The organism is Thermococcus celericrescens, assembly GCF_001484195.1.
Classification (GTDB): Archaea; Methanobacteriota_B; Thermococci; order Thermococcales; family Thermococcaceae; genus Thermococcus; species Thermococcus celericrescens.
Window position 1 is genome coordinate 15148 of the sequence record NZ_LLYW01000013.1, and the last position, 25537, is coordinate 40684.

A 25537-nucleotide genomic window follows, 5' to 3' on the forward strand; every position below is an offset into this window, starting at 1 on the left:
ACATCCTGGATTTTGTCCAAGTATGTATTAAAACAGCAAAAATTGGGGATATTGGTGATAAAATCGTCTAAAATCAAGACTTTGAGTCACAATGTTTAAATAGGGCAGATACTATTTTGTAAATCGAGGGAATGATGATGGCCGCGATAACCGTGAGGCCCCCGACCCTGAAAAAAATGGAAGCCCTCGGTTTCTCCCTCATGATAGTGGTAGCCGTGCTTATGGCCGCCGCGGTGTGGGGGGGCCCTCACAGGTTCCAAGAGGACGTCGTGCTGAACTCCGGGGAGTACTATCTTTACACGCTCAACGGTCATCAGTGGAGCACCGTGTACTTTTCGATAAAATCCACACAGCCGGTGACGGTCTGCATCACCGATGGAACTGGCGTTGAAATGCTCAAATCTGGAGAAGGGCCCCTGTGCTTCTTCAAGGCGGAGGACACAACCAGCATTGAGAAGATCTGGAGGTTCCCGGAGAAGGGTCCGCTCTACCTGGTGCTGGTCCCGGCCCCGGGTACTCGGCAGGCCATAGTCTCAATTACGGTAAAGAGCGGGCTGGTTCTGTGGTGACCATCGGGATGATCTGACTCTGTCAAGGCTTGAACGTTAGGATCTCCACGGTTGCAACGTATAATAGGAGCCGTTACATAGAAGACGCCATTTTACAGCGGCTTTCGACCAAAAGCGTGGCTTTTAGAAGGGAAGGACGGTTGTGGAGCCGGGAGCGGGATTTGAACCCGCGACCTGCGGATTACGAGGGCGTCATCGCACTTAAAACGCTAAACGAAGTGTGGAGCCACGAGAAAAAGGCTTTTCTAAAGTGGCTTTCCCGTAAAATCGAGAGAGAACGGACAGTGAAGGACTACTACAACGCGCTTGAGACAATGTTCAATAACTATCAAATAACCTTGAACAAGAAGAGTATCAAAAGAACAATTGACACTCTCGGAAATAAGAAGAGGTACGTCTACGGTCTCAGGAACTTTCTCAAATATCTTGCAGAGAAGGAAATCCTCGACGAAGAGTTTTCCAAGATGCTCCAAGAGGCCGCAAAAGCAAAGCGGAGTGGTGTGAGAGAGGTTCACCTCAATGACTATGAAGTGTCTGAGGCCTGGAAGCGCATTCAGGACCGCCGCGAGGAGGCTAGGCTCCTCTTCAAGGCGATGGTTTTCTCGGGAGTCCGACTCGCTCAGCTCATCAGGATGTTCGAGAGCTATGACCCGGCGAGGCTCCAGTTTCCTCTTGAAGGTATTGCCAGGTATCCGATCAAAGACATCTCCGAGGGCAAGAAGAGGGGATTTTGGGCGTACTTCCCGGCTGACTTTGTGCCAGAGTTGAAGAAATTCTCGGCAAAGGAGACGACCGCTTGGAAGTGGGTTCGCTATGGCCGCGTTTCGGCGAATAGCATCAGGAAATGGCACTACAACTTCCTGATCCGCAGAGGTGTTCCGGCCGACATCGCAGACTTCATCCAGGGCCGCGAGGCGGAGACAGTAGGCGCCAGGCACTACCTCAACAAAACGCTTCTCGCCGACGAGTGGTATTCTGCCGTGGTTGAGGATTTGAAGCTTGTTTTGGAAGGCGGCTGGCGCTCCAAACGCGCCAGGTTGGGAATTTCCCTCAGGGGTGATGATAAATGAGTGTCCTGAACTGGATTTTTACCCTGCTCGTGCTCGGAGCGATGCTCTCTATACTATACGATATACTGTTCAGGCCCTGGAAGCTCATCAGAGAAGGCATCAATGACTTGGAGAGGCAACTCAAACTCCTCAACGGGCGCTTTGCCCGCTTGTGGGCTTTCATCATCGCGCCCTGGCTTTGGGGTGACGTGGAGCGGACTCGTGCTTTCGTTTCTCACAAGCTCACCCTGAAGAGGGCCGAGCTTGAGCTTTTTAAAAAGATACGGGAGGAGAGAAAATGACTCCGCTCGGAATTATCTGGCTGTTTTTTGGTGGAGCGTTCGCGGTAGTGTTCTCTGCGCTGGCGTATGATGCTTTCACCGCCTGGTGGGAGGCCCGGAAGTGGGCCGAGCGGTACGGCAAGGAGGGATGAGGCCATGATTAATCTCGCACCAGCCCTCAACAAGGCCCTCTATCAAGCAAGTTGCTACACGATTTGCCTTACTTTGACTTTCATTTTCGTGCTGACACTTGCTATGGTCACCCTCATGTTCGTGTTGATCTACTTGAAAAAATGTAGGAGGTGAGCGGAGGATGGCCCGGGAGAAGCTGAATGGTTCTGGTGCTTTTGTTTGGTCGGTTAGCATCGATAAGGAGACCCATAGTATGATTAAGAAGCTTGCAAAAGAGACTGGAGTAAACAACCAGTCAGCAGTCGTCAGGATGGCGATTAGAGAGCTCTACAGGAAAATCCTTGGGTAAATCCCTGTATTTTTATTTAATCCTTAACTAACCATTCCCTAACGCTTTTCTAATATTCTTAAATATCATCGCCGTAATTTCTATTTTAGGCACACTCGGGCCTTCCTCCGCTCTAATCAGTTCTGTGAAATCGCATTCATAGTTGAGGGCTGAGCCGAAAGGGAGAACACTCCCGCGGTGATGAGGCCCGCCGATAGTCCTCCGGAGGCGGTAGTATGGACACTCTTGAGAAGCTTGAGCGGGAAGTTGAGTTTTGGAAGCGGTACAACTCGCAGCTTTCTGAAATGCTGAACGGGCTACAGAAGGAAAAGGCGAAGGCGGTTCGGGTTCTACAGCAGAAGCAGGCTGAGCTCGCACGTTTGAAGCAAGTCCGCATGGCAAAAGCGCGGAAGGTGATGGCAGTATGAAGCCGAAGAGCCTCGCGCAGCTCATCATCTTCTTCGTGCTCGTCGGAGCGTGGTACTACATCGCCTGGCCGCTCATGACGAAGGAAGCCTTGGCGATTGGAGCGGTTGGCGGTGTCATCATGCATTGGGCGCTCACGAACAAGGGGAACAGGGCAATCGTCCTCATCGAGCCGTTCACATCAGGCTGGCGCGTGCTACTCTACGACATGATGCTCTTGAGCTTCCTGGCGGCGCTCTGGCAGGCGAACGGCACGGCTCTTCTCGACGCTCTGAAGAACAGCGTTCAGAACCTCGCGCTTCTCCTCGGGCTTGTGGGCGCAATCGGCGTTGACTACGGCGTGGAGGGATGAAGAATGAAGAAGACGGCGGTTTTGCTCGCTCTGTTGGTGCTCGGCTCGCTTTTGGCGGTAGGGACGGGGCAGGTTTCGGCTTTGACGGTAACTAAACATGAGTATGTTGGGCCGTTGTCATATGAGACTTTTCCTGTTGTTGTCTGGATCAATAGCACGCTTGCATCACAGTACGGGTTATCTAGTGCGGGATGGTATCTGTTTGGTGGGAGCAGGTATTCGTCTGATAGGGTTACGATAACAATTGACGGTCAGCAGCTAACTCTTTCGCCGCAGAATAATATCAACAGGGCGTACTGGTTTATCACTTCTAACAAGACGATAGGCGATGTTTACTTGGGAGATACAAAACTGACGAAGGTTGTTGCTGTTGCTGCTACTGAGACTAGTATCAGTGCTGGAGGTACAAAGTCTATTTACACAACTGGATATTTGTGGGTGTACGGAGGTTCTGAGGTGTCTGTTGAGGGGATACCTGCATCTGACACGTCTGGCTTGAGGGTGCTTTATGTTGAGAGCGATGCGGGTAATATTGCAATTCATAATTCTGACAGTCAATATACTCACATTGTAGTATACCTTACTGGATACCCATTGACTGCTGTAACCTTTCACTTTAGCGACGGCCTCACCGGTCAGGCCCTTTCAGGGGTTACGGTGAAGGAAGGGGATTCCACGCTTGGCACTTTGAATGATGGAGACACACTGGAACTTCCAGTAAGCCAGCACACGCTAACTTTCGAGAAAAGCGGGTATTGGAGCACCACGGCGACGGTGGACGTTCAGAACGACACTTCTCTCTCCGTCGTTATGTATCCCTCTTCAGCCGCCTTCAAGTTCGAGAACTTCCCCGAGAGCATCAACATTCTTGAAAACACGATTTACACGCTCACCTTCACACTCTCGCCGATCACGACTGACGCGGCTTATAACACCTACCTGTCCATAAGCGGCCTCACCAGTCTCCTCGAAGTTCAGAAAGACGGCTCCACAATCAGCCCCGAGAGCGGCAAGTACTACCTCGGCGACATTTCCTCGCCTGTTCAGGTCAGCATCAAGTTCAAGGCCGGCGCGGTCGGCCAGCACGGGTTCACTCTGAGCGTTGAGAGCCACGACGCCATCATGTCAAAGACCTACACGACGACGAAGCAGGTCACTTATACCGTCGAGCCGCTCCCGTTTTCGGTTCAGATGCCGCAGGAATGGCAGGTCGGCCAGAATGAGCTGAGAATCAGCGAGAGCAGCGGCCAGAGCTACCTCATCACGGCAGTTCTGAAGGACAGCTCTGGAAATGAGGTCTGGAGTGACTCCCACGCCTTCAGCCCCTACGAAGCGTACTCCTTCAGCGTCAACGTGCCGAGCGAGGGCGCCTATACCCTGGAACTCCAGTGGAACGGCCAGACGGCCAGCTACGACGTCACCGTGAACCCTGCCATCTCACTCACCACGAAGACCCTCACGGTCGAGAAGGGCGGCGAGGGCACGATTGTCCTCCACTTCAAGAACCCGAGCTCCAGCGTGCAGTACTACACGATCAAGGTGAGCGGCGGCTTCCTGCCGAGCGAGATCAACCAGAGCATTTCAGTTGCTCCACTAACGGAGAAAGACGTCAGCATTGCCTTCGCCGTGCCGGAAGACCTGACCTACGACGCCTACGAGCTGAACGTCCAGGTTCTCCAGGGCAACGCGACGGTCTTCCAGGACAAGGTGGCCGTTAGCATCAGCGATTCTGGAGGATTCAGCCTGCTCGGCGGCGGCTCGAGCGGGAACACCTGGCTCTGGATCGGCGCCGGCGGGCTCGGGCTACTCACACTCATAGCCCTCGCGAGGAGGAGGTGAGGAGATGAACGTTTATGTTCCGTTTCCGTCTTTTTATCTTGAAATTAAGCGCAAGAGAGTGGACAGGGCTTTCAGGACAATCGCCACAATAGTGGTAGCAGTTCTGATCTTGGCGGCTTTCGCAGCGGGAGCGGGAATAGGGTACTATCATGCTAAAGGTGGAGAGAAGAAGGGCACTGCCGTTGGGGAGGACGCTAATAAAAACGCCACACGGAAGGATATACTCAATGGTACGGATTATGCGGAATGGTTGAAGCTCTCAACAAAGGCTCAACAGGAGGCATACGTGCAGCTTGCCAAATATACTCAGCAACTTATGAGTGATTTTGTGAGCTATGACTATCAGCAGCAGGGATCGCTCGGAGATCTGAAAGTACAAGTATATGGCCCCGACAAAGTCTATGGTTTCAGTGCGTTTCCAGTCCAAATCAAGATAACTGTGGATAAGAAAAAACCAGATTGGGCCTACTTGCACCTGCACAGTGTTAAAGTTTACGTCATAAACACTGAAACCGGGCAGAAAATCTGGACGAGGACGTGGTCATGGTCTGGAGACGACGTTCCACTCCTTAACGGCGATGAATTCGTTTTGGGGACCGTACTCAAGGTTCCCGACGATTATGCCTACATGGTCCGTGACGCAGTGTACTCCGGAAACTTCAACAGGGCAGTATACCACAATCTAACAAACGCAGTAGTGCCACGTTTTGAAATCGGGGTCGAGATTGATGCACAAAGAGAAATGTGGGAGTGGAAGACTGCAGACAGCCAAGAAGAGTGCAATAACCTCGCAGGAGGTAAGGAGCATGTCTATGACAGTAACTCCTCAACATGTTACATCCTCACTGACATGGTTGACACCGACGTCACTGGCGAAACAACCAGCGCCTACATGCATACCTCTGGAGTCCCTGACTTTGGACAGTGGGGCAATTTAACTGCGAGCGCTCCAAAGAGCATGTTAAATTCTGAGTACGTGGAAATGTATCAAATCTTCCAGCAGCGGCTTTACGGGGCCCTGTCTAACTTTGAAGTCATCAGTATGGCGACGCCAATTCACGTGATGGACTCAACGGCAAACTGGAAGTTCATATTTGAAGCCGTTCCAGATTACTTTGACCCGCTAACAAAAATCAACGGAAAACTCCCGGTTTTTGGCGACGACTTCAGGATTGCCGTTGCGAGAATTATCAAAGGCGGACAAACTTGGGAAATAGCCTACACCAAGTCCACTAAAATGACCGACTTTACCACATCATATGAACTAGGCCTGCCCGTGAAGTACACCTCAACAAACGACACAATAGACTACGTCGTCGCGGGCCTGGCTTATCTTGAGCTCACACGTGACGATGGAACCAAAATCCCTATATGGTACATGGTGGTGCCGAAGGTCTCTGTCCAGGAGAACATTGAGGTAGCGTTCAAAGACAGCAGAATACGACCCCTCGTCGAGCTCACGAACAAGTCCCAAGTCTCTGATGCAGACATCCAAGCGGCGCAGCAGCTTGTTGATACTATCAAACAGGAACTCGAAAAGAAGAAGCTCCAGGCTGATGAACTTAGGGCAAAAGCTGAGACAATGAATATTCCTGAGGGCATTGAGTATGCAAAGAGGGCGAAAGACGCGTATGAGAACTCCGAGAGGGGCCTTGACAAATATCTTGAGGAAGTCAAGAAGGGCAAGGATGGGAAGTGGGCGCTCAACTGGCTGAACTACGCGAGAAAGATGGAAGACGCCGGTGACTTCTGGCTGAACGCGGCGATAAAGATAACCAATGGCCTCAAAGAGCAGGCCGAATGGAATGCAGAACAGGCGCAGAACATTGAAGGCCTTGCAAAACAGTACGAACCACACTTTGACATCTATGGATTCCTTCAGAACGGGATACAGTTACCCTTCGGATTGACACTTGTGGATGTCCTCGTGATAATCATTGCAGCGGCGGTTACCTGGTTCGGCAGACAATTCCTTGGGCCAATAGGCTCGATCCTTGGATTGGTCATCCTCGTGGGCTGGTTCTCCGGCAAATTCATCGGAGAACACCTGTTAGGCGGACTTTTTGACAAGCTGAAGTTTTGGTGAGGTGGTGAAAAGATGGCGGACGGGAAGGGCGGGGGCGCCGGCCCCCGTTTTTCCGGATGGAGTTTCCGGCTAGTAGTGATGGTCGCAATGGCATTGATAGCGTGGTACGCGGGCCAGCACAACGTTACAGCGCAGGAGTTCAATGAGGCTTTCGCTAGCATTCCAGTGACCGCCATCCTGCTAGCAATGTTCTTCGACTACGGGCTGGACAGTGGAAAGCTCTACGACAAGATGATCAAAAAGCCAAGCAACCGCATGCTCGGGCTGGTTTACGCCATACTGGCCACGGGGGTGTTCTTCTTCGCCTTCCTGTGGCTGATATCGGGCAGCATCCAGGCAGCCAGCGCTGCGGCAGTGGTGGCCTCGGCCCTGGTAGCGCTGATAGTGCTCATGCCAAGGACTGGAACCAGCGAGTGGCTCCTCTGGCTCTGGCTGGCTGAAACGCTCGTGACTGCCGGAAAGTTCCTGACAATCCTACCGGGGGTGCATTGAAGTGGTTGATTGGGCTGCTCAAGGAGCGAAATTAAGGACCACGGACTACTTGGCTAAAGTAATAATCGTTGCAGTGCTCGGTGGATTCGGGCTGATGTGGGCCGCCAACAAAGCAGTCACGGTCGGGGACTATGTTACTGCAATCGCAAAGACACCAGTGTGGATTGTCCTTGCAATAGAGCTCCTTGACAAGTTCTCTGACAAGAAGGACTACACATATTGGGGCATCACAATGAGCAGGAGATACGGCGGTCACCCCGTTCTTTGGGGCATCATTATCGCAGTGCTCGCATTCGCAGGAACCCTCTACGTCATGACTGGAACGATAGCAATGAACATGAGTTCGTACTCTGCTGGAGTCCTGTTAGCAGCAATAACCTACTCCCTCTACATAGTCATGCCGGAAACCGGAGACGACGAGCTGATCTTATTCCTCTGGATAGCGGCCACTATTGCCACGAAAGGCCAATACCTCAATGAGGCCGTCTTCAGCCTGCCCTTCATCAGCAAGCTCGTGAACGTCGTGATCAGCAAGGTTCCGATTTCACTACCCATCTGAGGTGACTCGCAATGCTCGGCAGGGTTGCAGCGGCTCTCACTGCCTACCTCCTCTGCATTTTCCATTTCAGCGACGCAATGACTTCAGTAGCCGGCCTCTTCGGCCTCACGGGCTTTTGGGCGCTCTTCATACCCTCGGCCCTGATCGGCCTTGCAGTCTACAGAATAGCCGACCTGGACAATTGGGGGCTGTGGGACGCGGCCAGCTTCCTTATCGTGGGCAGTATTGCGATGCTTGCAATGACTTCAGACCCTAAAGCAACGATGTTCGAGCTCGTCAAGGGTGTGGTTTCATTCAGCGTTGCAGCCATACTCGGTGCACTCGCCCTCCGCGGAGATGGGCGCTGATGGACGCGAACAGTCTCATCTCTCAAGGGCAAGAACTCGCTCACACTCACCCGTACCTCGCCCTCGGGATTATCCTAATCTTCATCGGCGTCCTGGCAAAGGGCAAGGTGAGTCTAGTATTCTATGCCCTCGGTGCTCTAGCGCTCTTAAAGTCATTCGGGTTAGTTGACACTTTCTTTTCTTTCCTGAAAGAAGTCCCGGACATGCTCAAAGAAGCGATCGGAGGATTAGGAGGTGTTTGAAGAATGAGAAAGAAGGAAAGACAGCTTATAACAATCGGCCTGGTGGTCCTCTTCGCCGCAATCGCCTGGTGGGCGTACGGCCACCAGAGCGGCGGAGGCTGGTTCGACCTTAGCGGCTGGCTCAACGACGAGAACAACACCACGACCGACAACGCGACCACCTACCAGCTCGCCGTGAGCGGCCTCGCGGCGACCGTCGATCAGCAGACTGGTCACGTGACCGTTAGCTTCAGCCTGACGAACGAGGAGCACTTCAACATCAGCAGTGTCCAGGTTCTCTACGCGCTCAACGTCGCCGACCCGAACAACGCGAGCTACACCACCCTCACGGCAACCGAAACCAATAGCACCTGGAGCGCTGAAATCCCGGCCAGCTTCGGCGATGTCGTCTACTACAAGGTCGAGGTCACTTATGACACCGACAAGATCCTTGTAAGTGACGTCCAGAGCATCACTGTCACTGACACGACCGCTCCGACTCTGAATTCAGTCAGCATCAACTATAACAGCACCGCGGGCGTCTTCGACCTGACCTTCAACGCCACTGACAACGACGCCATAGCGACCTACTACGTCTACTACCTCGACCTCGGGACCAACAACACCCTGCCGGCCAACGCGACCTTCAGCGTCGTGAACAGCACCACCCCGGAGCTTAACATCTCCAACATTACGGACGGCCACTACTACGCGCTCTACTTCGTCGTTGAGGATCTGAGCAACAACAAGGCCATGCTCTACAACGAGACCGACCCGTACATCATCCTCACCAACAGTACCGCGACCTGGCCAGTCGAGATAACCGAACAGGCCTCGAGCTGAGGTGGGCTGAAATGTACGCCCACCGCTCCTCCCCTTCATTTTCCAGAGTGATTCTACGCCTGTTTGCGATAGTTAGTCTAATTTTTTTGCTCGGATTCGGCTATTCGACATTTGCCGAGCACGACGAGCTCAAAGAGAGACTCTATGAACTCGGTTACCCCGAGAGCGGCTACATCTTCACCAACAACACGATTCTGTGGGCCGACGGGCACTTAACAATCGTCCAGGGCGCTTATGTCGAGGACTACCCAATCACCGCGGAGCAGGCGTACGAGATCGCGAGGAACTACCTTGCGAGCTACAACAAGAAGCTGAAAGAATACGACTCCAGCTACCATCTTGAGCCCGAGAAGAAGTCTCTGGCGGAAAAAGAGGAGAACGGGAACCGCTATTGGGTCTTTGAAGTCTACCTCCACACTGGCGGGAGCAAGATATTCACAGGCTTCGCTTACGTCAATCGCAAAACCGGAACGGTCAAGATGAAGGGCCTCTTGGGGTGATGGTCATGAGAATTTGGAACTTTCTCATGGTTCTAGTGTTGATTTCAGGAATAATGGCTTCGGCCGGCTGCATTAGGCAGGACGGGGGCGCTCTCATCATAGACTTCAACAACGAAACTTACACCCTGCCCCTGCCAGGAAACAACACTACAACATCAAACGAGACAAACAGCCCCACCTCAACTCCAACATTGTACACGTACACCGAACAGGTCCAAGTAGGGGAAGAATTAGTCATTAAAGAGCTGAACTTCACGATCCGGCCAGATTATGACTTCACAAAAGGCAAATTCTTCTTCATAACGCCGAGCGGAGTTTATTGGGAGCCAATGAACATCACTGTCGGCAACGTCACGATTCTTGGAAAGGAGTACTTTGTCGGAACGACTGTCTACATGGTGGAAATCACAATCCAAAGCCCTGAACAGCTGACGATTGTAGTGAAAGAGGTGAATGAAGCATGAGCTTCAGAGGTATGAAGTTACTAGTTCCTGTTATATTATATATGATAATAGGCTTCGGGTCAGCTTCGGCGGCATCATTCTACAAGTGGAGCGGGAGCCTCGAGGTCAGGCAGAGCATCTACATTGAGGACCTCACCATCACAGTCGACCAGGACAACGCAACTAAGGAACTCGCCCTCATCGTCAGAGATGATGGCAGTATTCTCGGCCTGCTCAAAGCCGGTGAGGACGGCGAGTTTGAAGGGCTGAGCATCAGCTTCAACGAGTTCAACGGCTACGGCGTAATTGACATCTCGAGCGAAAAGCCCTTTGCCGTGACATTCAATGCGACAGAGGACTATCAGAAGCAGATTGACGGGCTGAAGCAGGAGAACGCGCAGCTCAAGAGCGAGAATGAAAAGCTCTCGAAGCAGGTTCAGAGCCTTCAGACTGAGAACAAGCAACTCAAGCAACAGGTCTCCGACCTGAAGAACAAGCTGAAGAACCAGCCCAACACCGCCGAGCTGAACGCGAAGCTCGTGAACCTCACAAAGGAGAACCGCGCCCTAAAGGCCGAGCTGGCGAACATGACGAACAAGTACAACGCCGTCAAGGCGAAGGCTGACTTTCTCGAGCAGCAGAACGAGGAATACCGCAAGATGATTCAGAGCCTGCTGAAAGAGACTGCACAGGGGAGCGAGCAAGACTACGTCGAGAAAGCGAAGAAGGAGAAGCTCATCGGCTCCGTGCTGCTGAAGAGCATAGTGTTTGCCCTAGTGGTCGTGGGGCTGATTGGATACGGCCTGTACAGGAAAAAGAGGAGTTGGGAGTTAACATAGCTATAACACAGGAGGAGGCGGGAGTTTTGAGGGGAAAAGGCCGACGGCAGGGAAGGAATCGTGTAAAAACATTATGTGTGTGAAAGGGGTTATTTTATTTTCAGTAAAGAAATGGAGGGGTTAGCGTGGAGTATGTTAGCAACAATCCAGCCTCATGGGAACCCGTGACTAAAGGACGCCTAAACGAGATTTACCTAGGGCGAGGCGTCTCAAGCATCTTCAACCCCTACACCGGCAAAAACACCCTTGACAGGTGGTTGGGCATAAATGAGGACGACGCGAACCATGTGCTCTTCCTTGGCCCTTCAGGGTTCCAGAAGTCCACGACAATGAAAGCATTCCTACAAGAGCTCTGGCTGAACACTAGGTGGGGTCGAAATCAAGAACCCCCTCTCATCATCGTGTTTGAGAGGAAGTATGACAGGGCAAAAGCACAGTTGGTCAAGCGGACCTTTTATCAGCTCTTAAGGGAGCGCGGAGAAGGCTGGCTTAGGGCCAGAATGGACCAAGTTACCGAGCTTAAGCTTTACATCCAGATGCTTGAACTTCCTGCCTATGAGGGCCAGCTCGGCCTAATGGGCGACTTTGCACTCGGGTGGGAAAATATCCTCGGCTGGTTGAAGTACGACAAACAGCACACCCTCTTTAGCCTGTTCGGGATAAAGCCTCAAGCTTTCCCGATTCGCAGGTTTGTCTTCAACCCGACGCGGAACCCGCATCACATTGCCCTTGACTCGGGGCCAGAAACCGAGGTCATTGCGACCTTCCTCAAGTACGAGCGCCTGGACTTCGAGGACGTGGCCAAGGTAGTCAACATCAACCCCAACACCATTTACGCGCAGATAATCAAGTCCGCGTGGGACGAGGAAAAAGCCAGGGATCCTGACGAGCTGGTCTTTGAAGCCAAGAGGATTTACGATGAAATGCTTGAGTTTCTCGAGGTGGAGAACAAGAAGCCACCCACGAGCTTATGGGGCGTTTACAACGTTGCTAAGAGCCTCAAAAAGGTTCGTTGGCTAAAAACGAGTGGCAAGGACCTCTTCGAGCAGTTGGACAACACGAAAATCAACGTGATTGACTTTAGCCAGAACTCCGACCTGACCGAGAGCGCAAAGAACATCATCTTCAAGAAAGTCGTAGAGTGGGTTTTGAACGAATACGTCCAGGAGAAGGAGACGGCCGTCTTCATCGCTGGCGATGAGATCCAGAATTACCTCCGCTCCCGGTGGGGCAAGGCAATGGCCGCCAAGCTCTTCAGAGAAGGCCGTTCCAACCAGGTGAACTTTCTCGCCGCCACACAGTACTTGCACTCCCTCCCATCTGAACTCATATACGGAGCCAGCCACATCGCCATTCTCGGGACTCTCGCTTCAGCTGACGATTACACGCTCCTGAAAAAGGTCGTTCCTGATTTTGACGTCAGCTTTGAGCGTATCGTTGCTTCTTCGCCCTCGGAAGTTGAGGAATTGAAGAGGAAGTACCGCGGGCGCGGGTATTTCATTTATAACAAGTTCTTCACCGAGCGGATCCATTTCCGCCCTTCACAAACCCTGTGAGGTGAGTTGAGGTGCTCGAGTGGTTGAGGAGGAAAAAGAAAAGAGAAGATGGCCTTCCAAGGAGGAATTATTATATCGAACCCCAAAGCGGGCTCCAAGAGAAGGTCCTTGAGCGGGCCGAACAGACCGAACAGAAGTTGATGCACGAGGAAAAGCCAGTCCTCCAGGACTGGAGGCAGAAACAGGCCGTCCGGTCCCTAAAGTTTGTGAGAACTCACCACCAAGTTCTGAAGGTTTACTACAAATTCAAAAGCGGCGACAGCATGGTGAAAGAGATCGTAACCCTTGGCTACGTCCAGGGCGTTGCGATAGCTCCCAACAACATGCTCGTGATTGCCTACACTCCAAGGCCGCCAAGCTGGCTTGATGAAGTGTTTCTGTCCCTTGCTAGGGTTCTTGGTAGAGGGCCACAACAGAAGCTCCTCTGGACCTTCCCACAGTTCGCCCCACTCTCTGCCATGGATACAACGATAATCGTGGAGACCTCTAGGATAATGAGCACGGTGTGGGGCGACTTTGCAATGCCTCCAGAACTGAGCGAGGAGCAAATAGCAGCCTTCTATGCAATCTACCAGAAGAGCCAGACGCTCGAGGCCCTGATTGATAACGTGCTCAAGAAGACCGGTTCGCTCGTGAACACGGCTCTGGACATTAACCCGTTCGTCAAGAGCTACCAGCTCATCGAGAAGACCAAGAACCAGAAGAAGAAAGAAGAGCGCTTCAAGGTGGCCGAAGGTGGAGAAATCATCCTTAGCAGAGGAGAGAAAGACATTTGGGAGGAATTCAACATATGAGTGAGGTAGCTGAACCAACCACCCCTCCACAGGACGGACAGAAGGTCCTTGCAAAGGATCTCTTCAAGGAAATAATTGAACAGCAGGAAACCGTTGAAGTTCAAGAAGAGCTCCCTCAAGATGAAGCGGTAGCCGTTGAAGAGAAGAAGCAAAAGAAGAGCAGTGGAAAGCGCCGTTACATCTCCATCACCGACAGAACTAACTCGGCGCTGATGCTCCTCGTGCTCCGGAGACTGAAGACAGCGGAGGAGTACTCGTTCCAGCCCGACGTCAAGGAGAACATCCGCGAGGCTGTAGTGCTTTTGAAAAGAATCATCGAAGAGAACGAGGATATGTTTCCGGGAGTGCTAAGGTCTAAACCTTAACTTCTTCCTTTTCTACCGTAGAAAACTTTATAAGGTAAAGCCTTCTACAGTATAACGGTGGAGAAAATGCTCAAGGTTCAGGTCCGCAAGCAAATCAAGAGACAGAAAAAGAGGGGCAAAATCTATAACGTCGAGCAGAGGCTTATCTACATTCCCTCCAAAGCCAAACTTCCAGAGGAAGTTTACATCCTCACTCCAGAAGAGATTAGAGAGCTGGCCGAGCTGATTCCAGAGGAGAAGAGGCCGAGCTGGCTGGTGATGGAATGAAGACACTCGTGATCTCCGTGGACAGGAGCAGAGAGAAAAGAACAATCTATGCCCTCGTTGAGATAGATTATAATAATCTCGGTGAACTCAGAAAACGTGGAGGTTGGCTTAAGCACATTGCAGAACTTAGAAAACAAGAAAAGAGGAACTACATCGCGAAATTCCCAAAAAGGTTTGATAGCATTAAGCCACTCCTCAAACGAGTTATCGTGACACCCTTCTTCAACGAGATCAAAGATGAAATAATGAACCTGGATAAGGAGATTAGAGTCCTCATAGTGGATGATGCCGTTCTCAAAAAGCTCAAAGAGTATAAGAGCCGGAAAAACGTCTTCAAAGAGAGTGTTGCTAAGGGAAGGTGGGAATTCCGCCACGTGGTTCTTCTCACCGACAACATTGCATACATAAGCAGAGAGATCCATGAAAAGAACCCAAATCCTAACGCTCTCAAAAAAGAACTTCGTAAAAGAGGAATATTGTGACGCCCTTCTCACGGTGCGTCCCCGGCTTCATGAGGATCTGCCAGGGCCACCACTCAAAGGGCCCGCCAACTCCGTCCCCAACGGGACTTCATGCTCATGCGGCTCATCGCCCGATCATTCTCACGGGCTCGCCTATAGATAAACCCAACAAATATATAAAGGTTTCCTCACGGCAACCGACCGACCTCGCGACCATCGACCTTAAAGATCCACTGCCAGGTCCACGTCCAGGAGAACTTCCGCTCAATCTCGAGCGTGTGCTCATCATTAGGGCCAATCTTGAAGGCCGCATGCTTATCTACCCTCTCGGGCACCTCTATGCCATTGACTCTTATCTTCAATTTGCCCCAATACCACGGTTGAAACTCATAGACAGCCTCTCCGTCGTCTATCGTCAATATCGGCGCGTTTCCGATTATCATAAGAACTATCATGAGCACCGCAATGATTATGCCCACAAAAGCCATTTCAAGGGCCCACCAGTTGACGTCCGGAGTGTAAACCTGAGCAACCACTGCCACTTTCTTGGAGATAAGCGTGCTGAAAGAGTTGTCAAACTTTATGATGTACTTACCCTCGCGGGGGGGCTTGAATTCAATGCTAAACTGGCCTATGAGCCTCCCATAATCCTTAACCGTTTGCCCCGTGCCTGCATCCACGACAAACACACGGATGTCATTGTTGCCCCCCTGCACAGTTCCATTTATCACGAGGTAGGATTCACCGCTTGTTTCCCACTGTAATTCCCTCATGTCCTTGGGAAGAACCGTGAAATAATAACTCTTGCTCGGACCAGGAGAATAATCCTTCCAATATGCCATTCCAACCCCGAAGAGGACCAATCCTATCATAAACCATGCCAATAGCACTCCCCACGTCCTGACGCGGCGCTTACTCACTCTAATTCCAGAAGGGGGCTTCAACGACCTCGGCTCAGCAACCTTCTTCAAACTAGGTATCTCATCACTCATCCAGGGCCCTCCTCCGCTCTTTTTGACAATGCAATACCCATATTACGAGCATGTATAAGAGCATTGCGGTACTCGCGCCAGAGACAAATACACCAAAGGCTTTTTATCCTTCTTTCATACTATTAGTGGTGATGCCATGCGGAGGAAGGCCCTAGCGCTAAGCCTTGCGATAGTGCTCCTGGCCTCAATAATCAGCGGGTGCATCGGTAGTGGGGGGACCAAAACCATTACAGTTACTAAAACAGTCGGGCCGGAAGAGGATAGCAAGGCTCCAACGGCTACGAGCACCTCTCCAACTTCAACTCAAATGACGGATACTACAAGCACTACATTGACACAGGTAGACAAAGATGAAACCACATGGCAAACAGTTCCAAAACCTGAAAGCTGCAACAACTGGAGGGAAGATTTCGAGAAAGCCATTTATTGTGCCCTAACTCCTAGCACACTACAGCAATTGGGTCAAATGCTTCAGTCCACCATAGCTCCCCAAGCAACAACACCAAGTGAGAAAGTGTACTATGCACTGAGCTACGGCACGGTAACCGTCGCAATAGACGATGTTAAAGAAAACAGAAGTATGGAAATCGGGCATTATTATGATATCAAAGCTCCACTCGAGACCCTAGAAAGCAAAGGAGGTTCCAGAGCTGACATTGCACTCTTATATACTGGATTCTTCCTGAATATCTTCGATGAGGCTTACATCTTCTATGCGATTGAAAACGAGACCAAATTCGACGTGGAAGCGGGCTTCTACTATGAGGACATCAATTACACCACACTCTGGCCATACCCATTCCCCCTACCGTTTACACAGTATGAAAGACTCGCAGCAATGCATGGGCACTTCGAAATCCGCGATGTTATCATGTACCGGATCAAGAAACAGCCGACGGGCGAAATCATGGTCGAAAAACGATACATCCCAATCAAAGAAAGGGCAGAGTGGGACTCTCAATTCCACAAGAGCGGGATGTACCTAACAGCACAGAACCTCCAAAAACTCCAGGAGGACATGAACGCGCTGTTTGGCCAAGCAATGAAACAACAGGGATATAACTACAAACACGACCCCAATCTTCAGTACGACTACCAGGCTAAGGTCTACAGATACACATATACCTTTGGAGACTTCTTTTACAGCAAGCCATTCCACAAAGAATTCGCGACAGGAATGCTGATCGCCCTGCTTTCTGGCTCAGGAGTCGGAAATGATCTAGCAAAATACTCAAAATACCACATCGAAGTCGCACCGTCTCTAGACGACTTGGTCCTAATGCTCTACGTCAAGTGAAATCCTTACTCCTTTTCTTTATCCATTATCTCACATTTCCTGGCAATATCACTCAACAAACTGAAAAATCACTGAAACCAGCACCTCGAGAAATTCCCTCAGCAGAGAATTTTTCGCAATCTTTATTTAATTAAATAAAGAACATCATAACAATCATGGTGACAGGGGCGGGCAACATGGCGGGCGAACCTAGCGACAGGATCATCGAGCCACTGGCGAAGTTTCACGTGAGTGTGGAAGAGGGCCACATAAATCCATTAGTGGACTCTTATGGACACATAAAACATTTAATAAAAGTGTATCCCATAATAATTGGTGTGCACAGATGGAAGGCCCTTCGAAAGAGCTACAAGAGAAGTACGATCAGACTTTCTTAAACTTTCTCAAAAATACTGGAGAAATGTTAATCTCATATGGTGAGCTTGAAAAGCTCTCTGAACAAATTTATGGCAAGAAGCCCGATCAAATAGACCTAACAAAACTCTTTGATTGGGATGAATTGAGAAATCGCATAGAGGACACTGATCCAGAGATTATCAAAAAACTTGCAGTAGCCATGTTTGAGATGATAACAATCTCCAATAAACTCCAAAACTTAAACAACCTACCTCCCGAAGAAAAGATTGACGTTGGAAAGCGGCTAAAAGAAATCGCTAAAATCCTTGAAGAAATAGATAAAACCTGTCAAAAGGAGGGCACTCAATGACAACACCTGAAACAGTCATACATCAAAATGGCATATTTTTCCCACCGATCACATACTCCAACCCATTCGAGAAAATAAAAAACGCTATCATGAACATAATATACATTGGTATTAAACCGCTAGAGGCTTCGCTCCAAGCTAGTATCAGTAAGGAATTCCTACAATTACCAGAGAACGTTCAATATAGCACTTTTATAACAACACTCCACTTACTTGAGAGACTCCCAACAAGATACATACCCCAAAAAATTATCCTAGAAGTCGACCCTGAGAATAGCACAACCCCCACAATAGTTCTCAAGTATTCACATTCGCTAAGTACAAGAGAAGAAAACACCATACTCAAAATAATCTCCCAACTGAAATACGAACTCCTAACCAAGCATGATGATCCAAGTGCTCTCCTCACTCAGATAGTTTTAGAATACCCCTAAGGGAGCCGAAATGAAAGCGCAGGACTTCCGAGAATTAGCAACCCGCTTGGACAACTTCAACCCTGGACTATATGCTGAAGCAAAAATCCGAACCCAAATCAGCCGATACTATTACTACATCTTCCTCCATCTTAGGGATGAAATAATACTCAAGTACGATAAAAGACAAAAAACCAAAGAAAAACTCACCAAAGGCTCGGTACATAGTGCACTCGGAACGTATCTGGCAAAAATCGTAATAACACTGAAAACTCTCAAAGTCGAAGACTATATTATAAGAGATTTAACAGACCTGATAACCAACTTAGACCAACTCAAAAAGGACAGGACAGACTCCGACTACCAACTCGACTTGCCCATAAGCACTAAACGGTTAGAAAACGCTGAAAAAAGAGTCGCTAAAATCGAGAGATACATCCCCCTATTAGACAAAGCCATCAACAACCTATCCGAAAAAGGGAAGTTGCCTCCCGTCTAGATTTCTCACACTCCCTCCTACAACCCGCAAAATGTTTTAATACTTTCCGGGCAATTTCCAAATTAGCTATTCGCTAATACTACCACGGAGGCCCTTCAATGCCCGAGAACCAGGCTAAAATCATCGAACCTTTGGCGAGATTATTCTGCTGATGATGAGGATAGTGAGCCCAAAATCTTATTAACCTCAAAAGTATTACTTTGGGTTGAGGTGACACTATGTATTCTATACGAGATGTTCAAGATATAATCTCCCATATAGTCTCTACCAAAGGGCATGTAGGAGTTCGGGACAGAGGCATAGAGATCCACATCCACGGAGGCCTTTCCGGCCAAGAATTCAGAGAGATAGAAAACACGGCCTGGAAAGGTGGGCTGGTCTTAGACAGGATATACTACCACAGAAACAGCGACAGCCTCGCAATTAGGTTCAGAAAGCTAAGGGAATGGGGTGAAACCATGAGGAAAATATTCGAAGTATGGGCCCAAATCTCCAAGTCCAAAAGATACACCATTGACATCGTGGACCACCTAAGACAATTAATCGAATGGGAATTTGACGAACCCTACGAAGACTACATCACCCTAATCTCAGAGCAAATAGCCCGCGCCGAGCTCTTAGGAATAGCACAAAACCCCGACGGAACCTCTGGAGGCAAATACATCTTCTACCTCATGGAAATACAATGCCTCGGAAACAGCCTCTACTTCATCGTAATGGCCAAAAAATACTACTGCAAAGACCAGAAAAAGGAATGCTCCCACCTTCACTCGTTGTATGTAGAACCCCAAGACTACAAACACCTACTGCAAGTGATGACACTAATCAGAAAACTCGATGATCTAAATGGTAAAGCCCTGGATAAAGTCCTAAGAGACCTCCCACAAGATACACAGGATAAAATTTGGGACAAATACCTGGCAACAATGGAGTCCCAAATCAAAGGAAACCTCCAGCTCCTTTAGTGGAAAAAGTTTAAACCTTCCATCTCCTAGTCTAAGCCAAGCAAACATTTCCCTAAGTGAGTAATTTAATAAATAACAAACACATACTTTAGGACACTGTTAAGACAGGAGGCCCACATCATGGCCGAACAGGATAATACTAAAATCATCGAACCACTAGCGAAATTTCACGCCCAACCCACCACCAAAGGCCGAATCACCATTCCCAAAGAAACCCGCCGAGTCTTCGGCATCGAAGAAGGCGACTACCTCGAACTAATCGTCCGCAAACTCGACCAACAGACCAAGAAGCCAACGAAAAGGGCAGTAGTGATAATTAAACTAAATATCACTGGCCAAGGAGTCATTCCAGCAGAACTCATTAGAAAAATGGATATAAAAATCAAAAAAGATGTCCTGGAAATTCTTTTAGTCCAGTTCTTTAAACCAGAAGAGGTTCTAAAAGGAAGGATTGTATTCGAGAAATATGTACAAGACCTCTTGAAAAAAGGATATGCCATCATCTCCGAAGAGGATGAAAGGAACACTATCCAGTTTGACTTCAAAGTGTGAGTGCTTATTTTTTGACTTCTTAATTTAATTACTAACCAAAGTTGTCGAAAAGGTCACATAATCCGCATGTGACCCAATGTGACCTCGTGTGACCTATGTGACCCTACCCTTATTTTCCTTTATTTCAAAAAAGAAAGAATCATAGAGGAGTTTAGGTCACATGATTTTTGTCCCTAAAAACACCCTATATGTGTTTTTTCTTGGTTAGATTAACCTAATTTTGAACATATGTTCAATTTCAAAGCAAAAATCCTCAAAAAACAAAATAATAAGGGGGGGTGTTTTTCTGGCGTGTGACCTTGTGACCTTAAAGTGGGGTTTAAATCGCTTTTTTCGCCAAAAGAAGGAAAATAAGCCCTGGTCACAAGGGTCACATGGGGTCACATACATCTTGGTGTAACCTTATGTGGCCCTTCCTTAATGAGTTCTCAATTTTGTATAATGTTAGTCAAGAATAACCACAAAAAGCTTTTATAGTTTGTACTAAAATTAAGTACTGTACTTAGATAACGTACGGTGGTCGCAATGCCTCGCGAGGGATACAAGAGTATTGCGGTTCGTGAAGACACGTACCAGCTCTTCCAGCGCTACCGCGGGAAGCTCTTCATGGAGAAAGGCCGGAAAGTGACGGAAGACGAAACCCTGCGGGAACTTCTCTCCCACGTTCTGCCCGAGATAAAAACCTAACCGAGGCGAAGACTCATGGACCAGGAGGAAGTCAGAATCTACATCGAAACCTCACCGCTCCTCATGGCCTTCCAGGAACTGCTCAAGGAAGCCAGAACCTTAGAGGACGAGAACTACCTTCCAGCCGAGTTCAGGGGCTACCCGCTCGACTACATTGACTTCTACACCGTCATCTTCAAGCGCAGAGGAAGATACTATTGGATTCTCGACTATCACAGGCCCCGTGTGATCCTCCACAGAATCATTAGGAGAAAGGTCGTGGACGAGGAGGGCAAGCCTGTAAAGGACGAGGCCACGGGTGAGCCTGTTGTTGAGGAAGTTCCAATCCACGAGCAGACAATCCTTAACCTCGTGCCCATTGAGATACGGGCCTTCAGAGACTTCACTCTCGAACTCGCCGCGAGGGAACTCGGAAGGAGCCCGCCAATCCTCTACCAGTGGACTGTCGCACTCAACAGCTGGAAGGGCCCGGTAATTCAGGAGCTTGAGCCTGTTTTGGCGGTGGAGCTCCTTGACAGGCTGAAGGAAATCGGTGGCCTGTTCTCCAGCGAGCCTCTAGCAAAGGAGGCTATTGACACGATTCTAACCCTCGCCCGCTACCTCAACGCCCTCCGTGTCGAAGACCGCCCAATGGCTCCTGGCATCTACTGGAACCCCAATACAGGCCAGCTTGAGGCGTATGACTTCGCCACGAGCATGCCCTCACCCGAGGAAGTCAAAGAGGCTCTCCTTTTGCTCGACGAGATATCAAGGACTGTGAACAAAACCTCGTGGCGCGAGAGCTGGCCCTACAAGTTCGGCAGGGCCATTAAATGGGCGCTCGTGGGTGGCCTTGGCTACGCATACAAGGTCTACAACGAGAAGCGGCGCTGGATTCCTTACTTATTATTAATAGGAGAGTCTCAAACCGGCAAGACCCACAGCGTTGGAAGGGTCATCGCGGAGATGTGGTCCTCTCCGTTCACCTCCTCAGGTGCTTCATGGAGCCTCTACACTCTCAGTGAGCTGATTGCCTCAAGGGCGAGTGTCCTCATTCTGAACGAGGCGGCCAACCTCTTCCGCTCCCTCAACAGGGGCGACGAGGACGACAACCTGTTCAACTTGCTCAAGAACGCTCCGGAGCAGTACCTCTTCCGCTTCAAGAGCTACAAGGGCTCAATCAAAATCTACCCCTCGCTGGCCACGTTCGTTTTCACGGCCAATATGAGTGCTCCTCGGAACGAGGCCATTAGGAGGCGTTTTCTCACCGTCGAGTTCACGAAGGTGGACAAGATTCCGAAGGAGGCTCAGGGGAGGTTTGAGCGCGAGATTGTGCCAAAGATGGGCGTCCTCTCGGCAATCGGCAGGTTTGTTTTCAACCTCGTGAAGGCTGACCCTAAGCTCCTCGACAACCACTGGATTGATCTGGCGGAGCTTCTTGTTAGGGCAGTGTACTCCTACGCAGGTCTGCCTGTTCCTCAGTGGCTCAGGGAGGCAAGCCTTGAGGAGAACTTCATCGAGGAGCTTGAGGCCGAGAAGGTTGAGTACGTGACGACGTGGCTTAGGAGGCACTTCAACGAGCTTTACCTCAAGAACGTCAAGAAGAGCTTCGAGGACAGGGCTGACTACATCCGCGAGCGCGTTGAGTACGTTCTCCGGGCGAATTACAGCGAGTATTTCTATCTCAGGGACGGCGAGGTTATCATCTTCAGGAGCCTCCTCGATGCTTTGAAGGCTGACAAGAAGGACCTCGACATCTACAGCTTCCAAGACCTTTCCAGACTCATGGATTGGACATACACTTTCAAGAAACTACATGGACGTTCTTACCGCGTCGCCGTTGTTCCTCTCCAGGACTTCCTTGACCAGGTCGCGCCGATGGAGCGGGAGGAGTATGGGGCCGAGGTTTTCAGCGTTCTGGACGAGGTCGTGAACGTTCTGGCGATGCAACCGCTGTCCTTTGAGGAGCTGGCTGAGCAGACGAGGATTCCTGAGACTATCCTTAGGACGGCTCTGGACGTTCTAAAGACTAAGGGCGTGGTCTTCGAGGCGGGCGATAAGCTGGTTCTGGACCGGAAGAAGGCGGTTGCTGAGGGGTTTAACATCGTTTATTTGGGCGAATCGCGCGCATGAGGTGGTTCGGAATGAGGGCTGTGGTTGTTGGTCCCGCGTTCCCGCGGGAGTTTCGGGCCAGGGTGGAAGTCCAGTCTAGGGGTGACGTGGAGAGGATTGCCAGGATGGCAGGCGTGCCGGTGCTGGAGAATTCCGCCACGTGGTTCTGCGTGGTGGATGGGACGGTTTACGTTGCCATGAAGCGGAGGAGGTGAAGGCCGATGTCTGAGCCTGGCTATTTGGAGGAGTTGTTGGAGATGCTGGAGAGTCCGGACGAGGAAGAGCGCTGGCTGGCCATGGAGTTGCTCGACGATCTTGAGGAGGAGTTGTTCTTCCTTCAGGTCACGGGGGGATTGTGAATGGGGAAGCGTGGTCGTCCTCCGGTGGTAAAGCCCTGGCTGGTGACTATCAGCGGGAAAACCGCCAGGAAAATCGTAATCCTCGCTCGGACTCGACAGGAAGCGGAAGAAAAAGCCCGCTTCATGGTCAAGCAGAGTTTTCCGTTCTCGACTTTTTCAGTTAGGAGGTACTACGGGAGGGTTAGCGCATGACTGAAGTTTTGCCCGAAAAGGTCAGCATTACCAAGCCTTCCGAGGTGCCCGGTGCCGTGGTGCTGAGCCTCACAACGCCAGCCTCGTGGGAGGATTTCCAGGGCTTCCTGAAGGCGGTTGAATCTCTGCAAAGTGATGGTTTCGTTGTTCGCTCGGTCGAGTCGAGCTACAAGCTGTTCCGCGTATGGTTGAGGAGGGAGGAGGGATGAGCAGGCCAAGGATTTTTGACCTCTATGGTGCTGTCGTCGGCGAAATCATGGAGTGGGGCCAGCTCTTGCCCGAAGAGCTTGCCCAAGTGCCGCTCCCGGAGTGGTTCCTTGAGATGATGGTGCTGAGGAGGGCAGTGTATCCAGACCAGGTCAAGAGGTACATTGTGGAGTTTGCCGCCCACGGCCTTGTCAAGTTCCGTTCCGCCGTGCCGAGGATGCCAGATTACCCGTCTTGGCTTCCGAAGGTCTTCGATCAGCCAGTTGATGTCGTTTACCTGATTCCAACCTCGAACGTGCCGCCTGTCACGATCCTGAATAGGGTTGAAGAATTCACTAAGGCGGCTTTTCGTAGGGGCAGGCTGGACAAGGAAGAGGGAGGGGTAATAGTCGGATGGAATGACGCGAAGCGCCTCAACGTAATGTTGCTTACAACAACTCAGCTTTCACGGGCCCTCTTTAATCATATTAGGGATCCTCTGCCAAACGAGGTCGCGTACAATTTCTATCACTACGCGCTCAGGTCACTACAGTGGTTCTTCAGGTTCCTTCAAGAGAGGGGAGTGCTGAGGATGGAGGACGAGGGCATTAGGCTTCTTGTTTCTCTCGGTGAGGCTGTTGAGAAGGTTGACGAGTACCTTGTAAGCCTGACGGGAGGCGAAAGCCATGAGTGAGGCGGACTTCTGGAGTTGGGTCGCTTCGGAGAAGCGCAAGCTGGATGTTGCCTTAGAGCAGCCCGTGGAAGTGCCGACCCTGCTTGAGTACGTCGAGCGCGAGCTCCAGATTGCCAGGGACACGGCGTTCTCCCTCTCTGCTCGCGGCGAGAAGGAGAACGCGGCCTACTGGTCTGGCTACGCGGATGCATTGGAGGACCTGCTGAAGAGGATTGAAAGAAGGGAGGTGAGGGCATGAGTGAGTACTCATTCACCTTTGTGAAGATAGATGGGGAATGGATGGATGAGGACGATGCGATAGAGGAGTATGGCATGAGCTACGTTGACATGGTTGAGGACTCCTTCGAGCTCAAGGTCGAGGCCGAGAACTGGAAGGACGCTGAGGAGAAGATCCGCATCGCTGCGGAGGCGCTGAGGAGGTGAGGGCATGAAAAAGAGATGGTTTGTTTTGACGACGTACACGCCGGCAGGAAACATTGCGGAGTTGACGGAGTTTGACAACGTCTTGAAGGCAACGGACTATGCACTCGAAAACAAGGGCGTCATCATCTCTGAGAAGAACATTGACGACATCATCAAACTGTTAGAGGAGGTGAGGGCATGAGCGTAATAGTCCAGCTCTGGAAGAAGGGGCATGAGGGAGAGCCATATTCTCTGATAGGCACGAGAAGAGTGGAAAGTCCTGAGGAGTTGAGGTACCTCGAGGAGCACTATGATGTCGAGTGGATTGGCATCGCAGACGACCAGGTCGAAAATTCTTCGACCAGGACGGGGGGCCGCTCATGATTCTCCGTCAGGAATTCTCCCCTCTCACCGCCCACCTACTCCTCGAGCACCCCGAGGCTAGCTGGACTTCGACGGCTGGTTCGACTACTACATGCTCGAGGTTCGCCCCGGCAGGGGCCTGCACCACATCTACCTCACGCCGTGGGCGCGCTCGTGGAAGCTCAGCATGGAGTGCGAGGATCCGGCGAACTGCAGCGACGTGCTCAGCATTCGCGGGGACGTGGAGTTGCACTACCTGCGGCGCCCGGCCGACCCGTATGTTCCTGGCCCTGAGGAGATGTGGAATATGGTCCGGGAGGAGGTTGGCCTTCCTCCTGTCGCGTTCCCCTCGAGCCGGACGCACGTCATCACGTGGGCGCCTTGAGGGCG

General features: G+C 50.7%; 41 protein-coding genes. 40 read left to right on the forward strand and 1 reads right to left on the reverse strand.

The window, feature by feature from the left end; genetic code table 11:
• Window positions 1-131: 131 nt before the first annotated feature.
• The 22 genes from APY94_RS03955 (at window position 132) to APY94_RS04050 (ending at window position 14770) form a co-directional block, all read left to right on the forward strand.
• The gene (locus APY94_RS03955; protein ID WP_245610403.1) at window positions 132-569 is read left to right on the forward strand and encodes a hypothetical protein; all 438 of its coding nucleotides are present in this window, start codon (window positions 132-134) and stop codon (window positions 567-569) included.
• A 29-nt stretch (window positions 570-598) separates the two neighbouring features.
• Entirely contained in the window at window positions 599-1639 is a 1041-nt protein-coding gene (locus APY94_RS03960; protein ID WP_157065462.1) for an integrase, read from the forward strand.
• Window positions 1636-1920: a hypothetical protein gene (locus APY94_RS03965; protein ID WP_058938402.1), complete on the forward strand. Its 285-nt coding sequence runs from the start codon at window positions 1636-1638 to the stop codon at window positions 1918-1920. Before APY94_RS03960 ends, APY94_RS03965 begins: the two co-directional genes overlap by 4 nt.
• A complete protein-coding gene (locus APY94_RS13835; RefSeq protein WP_281175993.1) occupies window positions 1917-2051 on the forward strand; it encodes a hypothetical protein in 135 nt (44 codons plus the stop codon). The genes APY94_RS03965 and APY94_RS13835 overlap by 4 nt, the downstream gene beginning before the upstream one ends.
• A 161-nt stretch (window positions 2052-2212) precedes the next feature.
• Window positions 2213-2380, forward strand: coding sequence for a ribbon-helix-helix protein, CopG family (locus APY94_RS12895; protein WP_083500611.1), 168 nt, complete (start codon window positions 2213-2215; stop codon window positions 2378-2380).
• A gap of 215 nt (window positions 2381-2595) precedes the next feature.
• Entirely contained in the window at window positions 2596-2787 is a 192-nt protein-coding gene (locus tag APY94_RS03970; RefSeq protein WP_058938403.1) for a hypothetical protein, read from the forward strand.
• Entirely contained in the window at window positions 2784-3137 is a 354-nt protein-coding gene (locus APY94_RS03975; RefSeq protein WP_058938404.1) for a hypothetical protein, read from the forward strand. The genes APY94_RS03970 and APY94_RS03975 overlap by 4 nt, the downstream gene beginning before the upstream one ends.
• Window positions 3138-3794: 657 nt before the next feature.
• Window positions 3795-4976: a hypothetical protein gene (locus APY94_RS03980; RefSeq protein ID WP_245610404.1), complete on the forward strand. Its 1182-nt coding sequence runs from the start codon at window positions 3795-3797 to the stop codon at window positions 4974-4976.
• A gap of 4 nt (window positions 4977-4980) precedes the next feature.
• Window positions 4981-7062 (forward strand): coiled-coil domain-containing protein, encoded by a 2082-nt coding sequence (locus APY94_RS03985; RefSeq protein ID WP_058938406.1) that lies wholly within the window; start codon window positions 4981-4983, stop codon window positions 7060-7062.
• A 78-nt stretch (window positions 7063-7140) separates the two neighbouring features.
• On the forward strand, window positions 7141-7554 hold the full coding sequence (locus APY94_RS03990; protein WP_245610405.1) for a hypothetical protein: 414 nt from the start codon (window positions 7141-7143) through the stop codon (window positions 7552-7554).
• A 1-nt stretch (window position 7555) separates the two neighbouring features.
• Window positions 7556-8113 carry a hypothetical protein gene (locus APY94_RS03995; RefSeq protein ID WP_058938408.1) on the forward strand — a complete coding sequence of 186 codons (558 nt, stop codon included), beginning with the start codon at window positions 7556-7558 and terminating at the stop codon, window positions 8111-8113.
• A 77-nt stretch (window positions 8114-8190) separates the two neighbouring features.
• On the forward strand, window positions 8191-8460 hold the full coding sequence (locus APY94_RS04000) for a hypothetical protein (protein WP_245610406.1): 270 nt from the start codon (window positions 8191-8193) through the stop codon (window positions 8458-8460).
• Window positions 8460-8702: a hypothetical protein gene (locus APY94_RS04005; RefSeq protein WP_058938410.1), complete on the forward strand. Its 243-nt coding sequence runs from the start codon at window positions 8460-8462 to the stop codon at window positions 8700-8702. Before APY94_RS04000 ends, APY94_RS04005 begins: the two co-directional genes overlap by 1 nt.
• A 3-nt stretch (window positions 8703-8705) precedes the next feature.
• Window positions 8706-9524 carry a hypothetical protein gene (locus APY94_RS04010; RefSeq protein WP_058938411.1) on the forward strand — a complete coding sequence of 273 codons (819 nt, stop codon included), beginning with the start codon at window positions 8706-8708 and terminating at the stop codon, window positions 9522-9524.
• An 11-nt stretch (window positions 9525-9535) separates the two neighbouring features.
• Window positions 9536-10024 (forward strand): hypothetical protein, encoded by a 489-nt coding sequence (locus tag APY94_RS04015; RefSeq protein ID WP_058938412.1) that lies wholly within the window; start codon window positions 9536-9538, stop codon window positions 10022-10024.
• Window positions 10024-10488 (forward strand): hypothetical protein, encoded by a 465-nt coding sequence (locus tag APY94_RS04020; protein ID WP_058938413.1) that lies wholly within the window; start codon window positions 10024-10026, stop codon window positions 10486-10488. The genes APY94_RS04015 and APY94_RS04020 overlap by 1 nt, the downstream gene beginning before the upstream one ends.
• A complete protein-coding gene (locus APY94_RS04025) occupies window positions 10485-11306 on the forward strand; it encodes a hypothetical protein (RefSeq protein ID WP_083500612.1) in 822 nt (273 codons plus the stop codon). Before APY94_RS04020 ends, APY94_RS04025 begins: the two co-directional genes overlap by 4 nt.
• 125 nt (window positions 11307-11431) lie before the next feature.
• Window positions 11432-12862: a hypothetical protein gene (locus APY94_RS04030; protein WP_058938414.1), complete on the forward strand. Its 1431-nt coding sequence runs from the start codon at window positions 11432-11434 to the stop codon at window positions 12860-12862.
• 11 nt (window positions 12863-12873) lie between these two features.
• Window positions 12874-13656 (forward strand): hypothetical protein, encoded by a 783-nt coding sequence (locus tag APY94_RS04035; RefSeq protein ID WP_058938415.1) that lies wholly within the window; start codon window positions 12874-12876, stop codon window positions 13654-13656.
• Window positions 13653-14021 carry a hypothetical protein gene (locus APY94_RS04040; protein ID WP_058938416.1) on the forward strand — a complete coding sequence of 123 codons (369 nt, stop codon included), beginning with the start codon at window positions 13653-13655 and terminating at the stop codon, window positions 14019-14021. The genes APY94_RS04035 and APY94_RS04040 overlap by 4 nt, the downstream gene beginning before the upstream one ends.
• A gap of 66 nt (window positions 14022-14087) precedes the next feature.
• The gene (locus APY94_RS04045; protein WP_058938417.1) at window positions 14088-14288 is read left to right on the forward strand and encodes a hypothetical protein; all 201 of its coding nucleotides are present in this window, start codon (window positions 14088-14090) and stop codon (window positions 14286-14288) included.
• Complete coding sequence (locus APY94_RS04050) at window positions 14285-14770, forward strand: hypothetical protein (RefSeq protein ID WP_058938418.1); 486 nt, start codon at window positions 14285-14287, stop codon at window positions 14768-14770. The genes APY94_RS04045 and APY94_RS04050 overlap by 4 nt, the downstream gene beginning before the upstream one ends.
• Window positions 14771-14937: 167 nt before the next feature.
• On the opposite strand, the gene APY94_RS04055 is transcribed toward APY94_RS04050, so the two are convergent.
• Window positions 14938-15741, reverse strand: coding sequence for a hypothetical protein (locus APY94_RS04055; protein ID WP_058938419.1), 804 nt, complete (start codon window positions 15739-15741; stop codon window positions 14938-14940).
• Window positions 15742-15877: 136 nt separating this feature from the next.
• Between APY94_RS04055 and APY94_RS04060 the strand changes: the two genes are divergently transcribed.
• The 18 genes from APY94_RS04060 (at window position 15878) to APY94_RS04130 (ending at window position 25532) form a co-directional block, all read left to right on the forward strand.
• Complete coding sequence (locus tag APY94_RS04060; protein WP_058938420.1) at window positions 15878-17038, forward strand: hypothetical protein; 1161 nt, start codon at window positions 15878-15880, stop codon at window positions 17036-17038.
• Between the two features lie 325 nt (window positions 17039-17363).
• A complete protein-coding gene (locus APY94_RS04065) occupies window positions 17364-17744 on the forward strand; it encodes a hypothetical protein (protein ID WP_058938421.1) in 381 nt (126 codons plus the stop codon).
• Window positions 17741-18178, forward strand: coding sequence for a hypothetical protein (locus APY94_RS04070; protein ID WP_058938422.1), 438 nt, complete (start codon window positions 17741-17743; stop codon window positions 18176-18178). The genes APY94_RS04065 and APY94_RS04070 overlap by 4 nt, the downstream gene beginning before the upstream one ends.
• A 10-nt stretch (window positions 18179-18188) precedes the next feature.
• Window positions 18189-18656, forward strand: a complete 468-nt coding sequence (locus APY94_RS04075; RefSeq protein WP_058938423.1) for a hypothetical protein — start codon at window positions 18189-18191, stop codon at window positions 18654-18656.
• A gap of 218 nt (window positions 18657-18874) precedes the next feature.
• Window positions 18875-19621, forward strand: a complete 747-nt coding sequence (locus tag APY94_RS04080) for a hypothetical protein (RefSeq protein WP_058938424.1) — start codon at window positions 18875-18877, stop codon at window positions 19619-19621.
• A 120-nt stretch (window positions 19622-19741) separates the two neighbouring features.
• A complete protein-coding gene (locus APY94_RS04085) occupies window positions 19742-20173 on the forward strand; it encodes an AbrB/MazE/SpoVT family DNA-binding domain-containing protein (protein WP_058938425.1) in 432 nt (143 codons plus the stop codon).
• 525 nt (window positions 20174-20698) lie between these two features.
• Entirely contained in the window at window positions 20699-20860 is a 162-nt protein-coding gene (locus tag APY94_RS13145; RefSeq protein ID WP_157065463.1) for a hypothetical protein, read from the forward strand.
• A 15-nt stretch (window positions 20861-20875) separates the two neighbouring features.
• Window positions 20876-22972 (forward strand): hypothetical protein, encoded by a 2097-nt coding sequence (locus APY94_RS04090; RefSeq protein ID WP_058938426.1) that lies wholly within the window; start codon window positions 20876-20878, stop codon window positions 22970-22972.
• A gap of 11 nt (window positions 22973-22983) precedes the next feature.
• Window positions 22984-23166 (forward strand): hypothetical protein, encoded by a 183-nt coding sequence (locus APY94_RS04095; protein WP_058938427.1) that lies wholly within the window; start codon window positions 22984-22986, stop codon window positions 23164-23166.
• A gap of 6 nt (window positions 23167-23172) precedes the next feature.
• Window positions 23173-23310 carry a hypothetical protein gene (locus APY94_RS13150; protein ID WP_157065464.1) on the forward strand — a complete coding sequence of 46 codons (138 nt, stop codon included), beginning with the start codon at window positions 23173-23175 and terminating at the stop codon, window positions 23308-23310.
• On the forward strand, window positions 23311-23502 hold the full coding sequence (locus tag APY94_RS04100) for a hypothetical protein (protein ID WP_058938428.1): 192 nt from the start codon (window positions 23311-23313) through the stop codon (window positions 23500-23502).
• Window positions 23499-23711 carry a hypothetical protein gene (locus APY94_RS04105; protein ID WP_058938429.1) on the forward strand — a complete coding sequence of 71 codons (213 nt, stop codon included), beginning with the start codon at window positions 23499-23501 and terminating at the stop codon, window positions 23709-23711. Before APY94_RS04100 ends, APY94_RS04105 begins: the two co-directional genes overlap by 4 nt.
• A complete protein-coding gene (locus tag APY94_RS04110; RefSeq protein WP_157065465.1) occupies window positions 23687-24382 on the forward strand; it encodes a hypothetical protein in 696 nt (231 codons plus the stop codon). The genes APY94_RS04105 and APY94_RS04110 overlap by 25 nt, the downstream gene beginning before the upstream one ends.
• Window positions 24375-24620, forward strand: a complete 246-nt coding sequence (locus tag APY94_RS04115) for a hypothetical protein (protein WP_058938431.1) — start codon at window positions 24375-24377, stop codon at window positions 24618-24620. The genes APY94_RS04110 and APY94_RS04115 overlap by 8 nt, the downstream gene beginning before the upstream one ends.
• Window positions 24617-24805 (forward strand): hypothetical protein, encoded by a 189-nt coding sequence (locus tag APY94_RS04120; protein ID WP_058938432.1) that lies wholly within the window; start codon window positions 24617-24619, stop codon window positions 24803-24805. Before APY94_RS04115 ends, APY94_RS04120 begins: the two co-directional genes overlap by 4 nt.
• 4 nt (window positions 24806-24809) lie before the next feature.
• Window positions 24810-24986 (forward strand): hypothetical protein, encoded by a 177-nt coding sequence (locus tag APY94_RS13155; protein ID WP_157065466.1) that lies wholly within the window; start codon window positions 24810-24812, stop codon window positions 24984-24986.
• Window positions 24983-25168: a hypothetical protein gene (locus tag APY94_RS04125; RefSeq protein WP_058938433.1), complete on the forward strand. Its 186-nt coding sequence runs from the start codon at window positions 24983-24985 to the stop codon at window positions 25166-25168. Before APY94_RS13155 ends, APY94_RS04125 begins: the two co-directional genes overlap by 4 nt.
• A gap of 91 nt (window positions 25169-25259) precedes the next feature.
• The gene (locus APY94_RS04130; RefSeq protein WP_058938434.1) at window positions 25260-25532 is read left to right on the forward strand and encodes a hypothetical protein; all 273 of its coding nucleotides are present in this window, start codon (window positions 25260-25262) and stop codon (window positions 25530-25532) included.
• The last annotated feature ends 5 nt before the right edge of the window (window positions 25533-25537 follow it).

What these genes read in the sequence shown, in the direction of transcription:
- APY94_RS03955 (WP_245610403.1), top strand. Translation starts at nt 132, where the DNA reads ATGATGATGGCCGCGATAACCGTGAGGCCCCCGACCCTGAAAAAAATG.
- APY94_RS03965 (WP_058938402.1), top strand. Translation starts at nt 1,636, where the DNA reads ATGAGTGTCCTGAACTGGATTTTTACCCTGCTCGTGCTCGGAGCGATG.
- APY94_RS13835 (WP_281175993.1), top strand. Translation starts at nt 1,917, where the DNA reads ATGACTCCGCTCGGAATTATCTGGCTGTTTTTTGGTGGAGCGTTCGCG.
- APY94_RS12895 (WP_083500611.1), top strand. Translation starts at nt 2,213, where the DNA reads ATGGCCCGGGAGAAGCTGAATGGTTCTGGTGCTTTTGTTTGGTCGGTT.
- APY94_RS03970 (WP_058938403.1), top strand. Translation starts at nt 2,596, where the DNA reads ATGGACACTCTTGAGAAGCTTGAGCGGGAAGTTGAGTTTTGGAAGCGG.
- APY94_RS03975 (WP_058938404.1), top strand. Translation starts at nt 2,784, where the DNA reads ATGAAGCCGAAGAGCCTCGCGCAGCTCATCATCTTCTTCGTGCTCGTC.
- APY94_RS03985 (WP_058938406.1), top strand. Translation starts at nt 4,981, where the DNA reads ATGAACGTTTATGTTCCGTTTCCGTCTTTTTATCTTGAAATTAAGCGC.
- APY94_RS03990 (WP_245610405.1), top strand. Translation starts at nt 7,141, where the DNA reads ATGGTCGCAATGGCATTGATAGCGTGGTACGCGGGCCAGCACAACGTT.
- APY94_RS04000 (WP_245610406.1), top strand. Translation starts at nt 8,191, where the DNA reads ATGACTTCAGTAGCCGGCCTCTTCGGCCTCACGGGCTTTTGGGCGCTC.
- APY94_RS04005 (WP_058938410.1), top strand. Translation starts at nt 8,460, where the DNA reads ATGGACGCGAACAGTCTCATCTCTCAAGGGCAAGAACTCGCTCACACT.
- APY94_RS04010 (WP_058938411.1), top strand. Translation starts at nt 8,706, where the DNA reads ATGAGAAAGAAGGAAAGACAGCTTATAACAATCGGCCTGGTGGTCCTC.
- APY94_RS04015 (WP_058938412.1), top strand. Translation starts at nt 9,536, where the DNA reads ATGTACGCCCACCGCTCCTCCCCTTCATTTTCCAGAGTGATTCTACGC.
- APY94_RS04020 (WP_058938413.1), top strand. Translation starts at nt 10,024, where the DNA reads ATGGTCATGAGAATTTGGAACTTTCTCATGGTTCTAGTGTTGATTTCA.
- APY94_RS04025 (WP_083500612.1), top strand. Translation starts at nt 10,485, where the DNA reads ATGAGCTTCAGAGGTATGAAGTTACTAGTTCCTGTTATATTATATATG.
- APY94_RS04040 (WP_058938416.1), top strand. Translation starts at nt 13,653, where the DNA reads ATGAGTGAGGTAGCTGAACCAACCACCCCTCCACAGGACGGACAGAAG.
- APY94_RS04045 (WP_058938417.1), top strand. Translation starts at nt 14,088, where the DNA reads ATGCTCAAGGTTCAGGTCCGCAAGCAAATCAAGAGACAGAAAAAGAGG.
- APY94_RS04050 (WP_058938418.1), top strand. Translation starts at nt 14,285, where the DNA reads ATGAAGACACTCGTGATCTCCGTGGACAGGAGCAGAGAGAAAAGAACA.
- APY94_RS04055 (WP_058938419.1), bottom strand. Translation starts at nt 15,741, where the DNA reads ATGAGTGATGAGATACCTAGTTTGAAGAAGGTTGCTGAGCCGAGGTCG.
- APY94_RS04060 (WP_058938420.1), top strand. Translation starts at nt 15,878, where the DNA reads ATGCGGAGGAAGGCCCTAGCGCTAAGCCTTGCGATAGTGCTCCTGGCC.
- APY94_RS04065 (WP_058938421.1), top strand. Translation starts at nt 17,364, where the DNA reads ATGGAAGGCCCTTCGAAAGAGCTACAAGAGAAGTACGATCAGACTTTC.
- APY94_RS04070 (WP_058938422.1), top strand. Translation starts at nt 17,741, where the DNA reads ATGACAACACCTGAAACAGTCATACATCAAAATGGCATATTTTTCCCA.
- APY94_RS04075 (WP_058938423.1), top strand. Translation starts at nt 18,189, where the DNA reads ATGAAAGCGCAGGACTTCCGAGAATTAGCAACCCGCTTGGACAACTTC.
- APY94_RS04080 (WP_058938424.1), top strand. Translation starts at nt 18,875, where the DNA reads ATGTATTCTATACGAGATGTTCAAGATATAATCTCCCATATAGTCTCT.
- APY94_RS04085 (WP_058938425.1), top strand. Translation starts at nt 19,742, where the DNA reads ATGGCCGAACAGGATAATACTAAAATCATCGAACCACTAGCGAAATTT.
- APY94_RS13145 (WP_157065463.1), top strand. Translation starts at nt 20,699, where the DNA reads ATGCCTCGCGAGGGATACAAGAGTATTGCGGTTCGTGAAGACACGTAC.
- APY94_RS04090 (WP_058938426.1), top strand. Translation starts at nt 20,876, where the DNA reads ATGGACCAGGAGGAAGTCAGAATCTACATCGAAACCTCACCGCTCCTC.
- APY94_RS04095 (WP_058938427.1), top strand. Translation starts at nt 22,984, where the DNA reads ATGAGGGCTGTGGTTGTTGGTCCCGCGTTCCCGCGGGAGTTTCGGGCC.
- APY94_RS13150 (WP_157065464.1), top strand. Translation starts at nt 23,173, where the DNA reads ATGTCTGAGCCTGGCTATTTGGAGGAGTTGTTGGAGATGCTGGAGAGT.
- APY94_RS04100 (WP_058938428.1), top strand. Translation starts at nt 23,311, where the DNA reads ATGGGGAAGCGTGGTCGTCCTCCGGTGGTAAAGCCCTGGCTGGTGACT.
- APY94_RS04105 (WP_058938429.1), top strand. Translation starts at nt 23,499, where the DNA reads ATGACTGAAGTTTTGCCCGAAAAGGTCAGCATTACCAAGCCTTCCGAG.
- APY94_RS04110 (WP_157065465.1), top strand. Translation starts at nt 23,687, where the DNA reads ATGGTTGAGGAGGGAGGAGGGATGAGCAGGCCAAGGATTTTTGACCTC.
- APY94_RS04115 (WP_058938431.1), top strand. Translation starts at nt 24,375, where the DNA reads ATGAGTGAGGCGGACTTCTGGAGTTGGGTCGCTTCGGAGAAGCGCAAG.
- APY94_RS04120 (WP_058938432.1), top strand. Translation starts at nt 24,617, where the DNA reads ATGAGTGAGTACTCATTCACCTTTGTGAAGATAGATGGGGAATGGATG.
- APY94_RS13155 (WP_157065466.1), top strand. Translation starts at nt 24,810, where the DNA reads ATGAAAAAGAGATGGTTTGTTTTGACGACGTACACGCCGGCAGGAAAC.
- APY94_RS04125 (WP_058938433.1), top strand. Translation starts at nt 24,983, where the DNA reads ATGAGCGTAATAGTCCAGCTCTGGAAGAAGGGGCATGAGGGAGAGCCA.
- APY94_RS04130 (WP_058938434.1), top strand. Translation starts at nt 25,260, where the DNA reads ATGCTCGAGGTTCGCCCCGGCAGGGGCCTGCACCACATCTACCTCACG.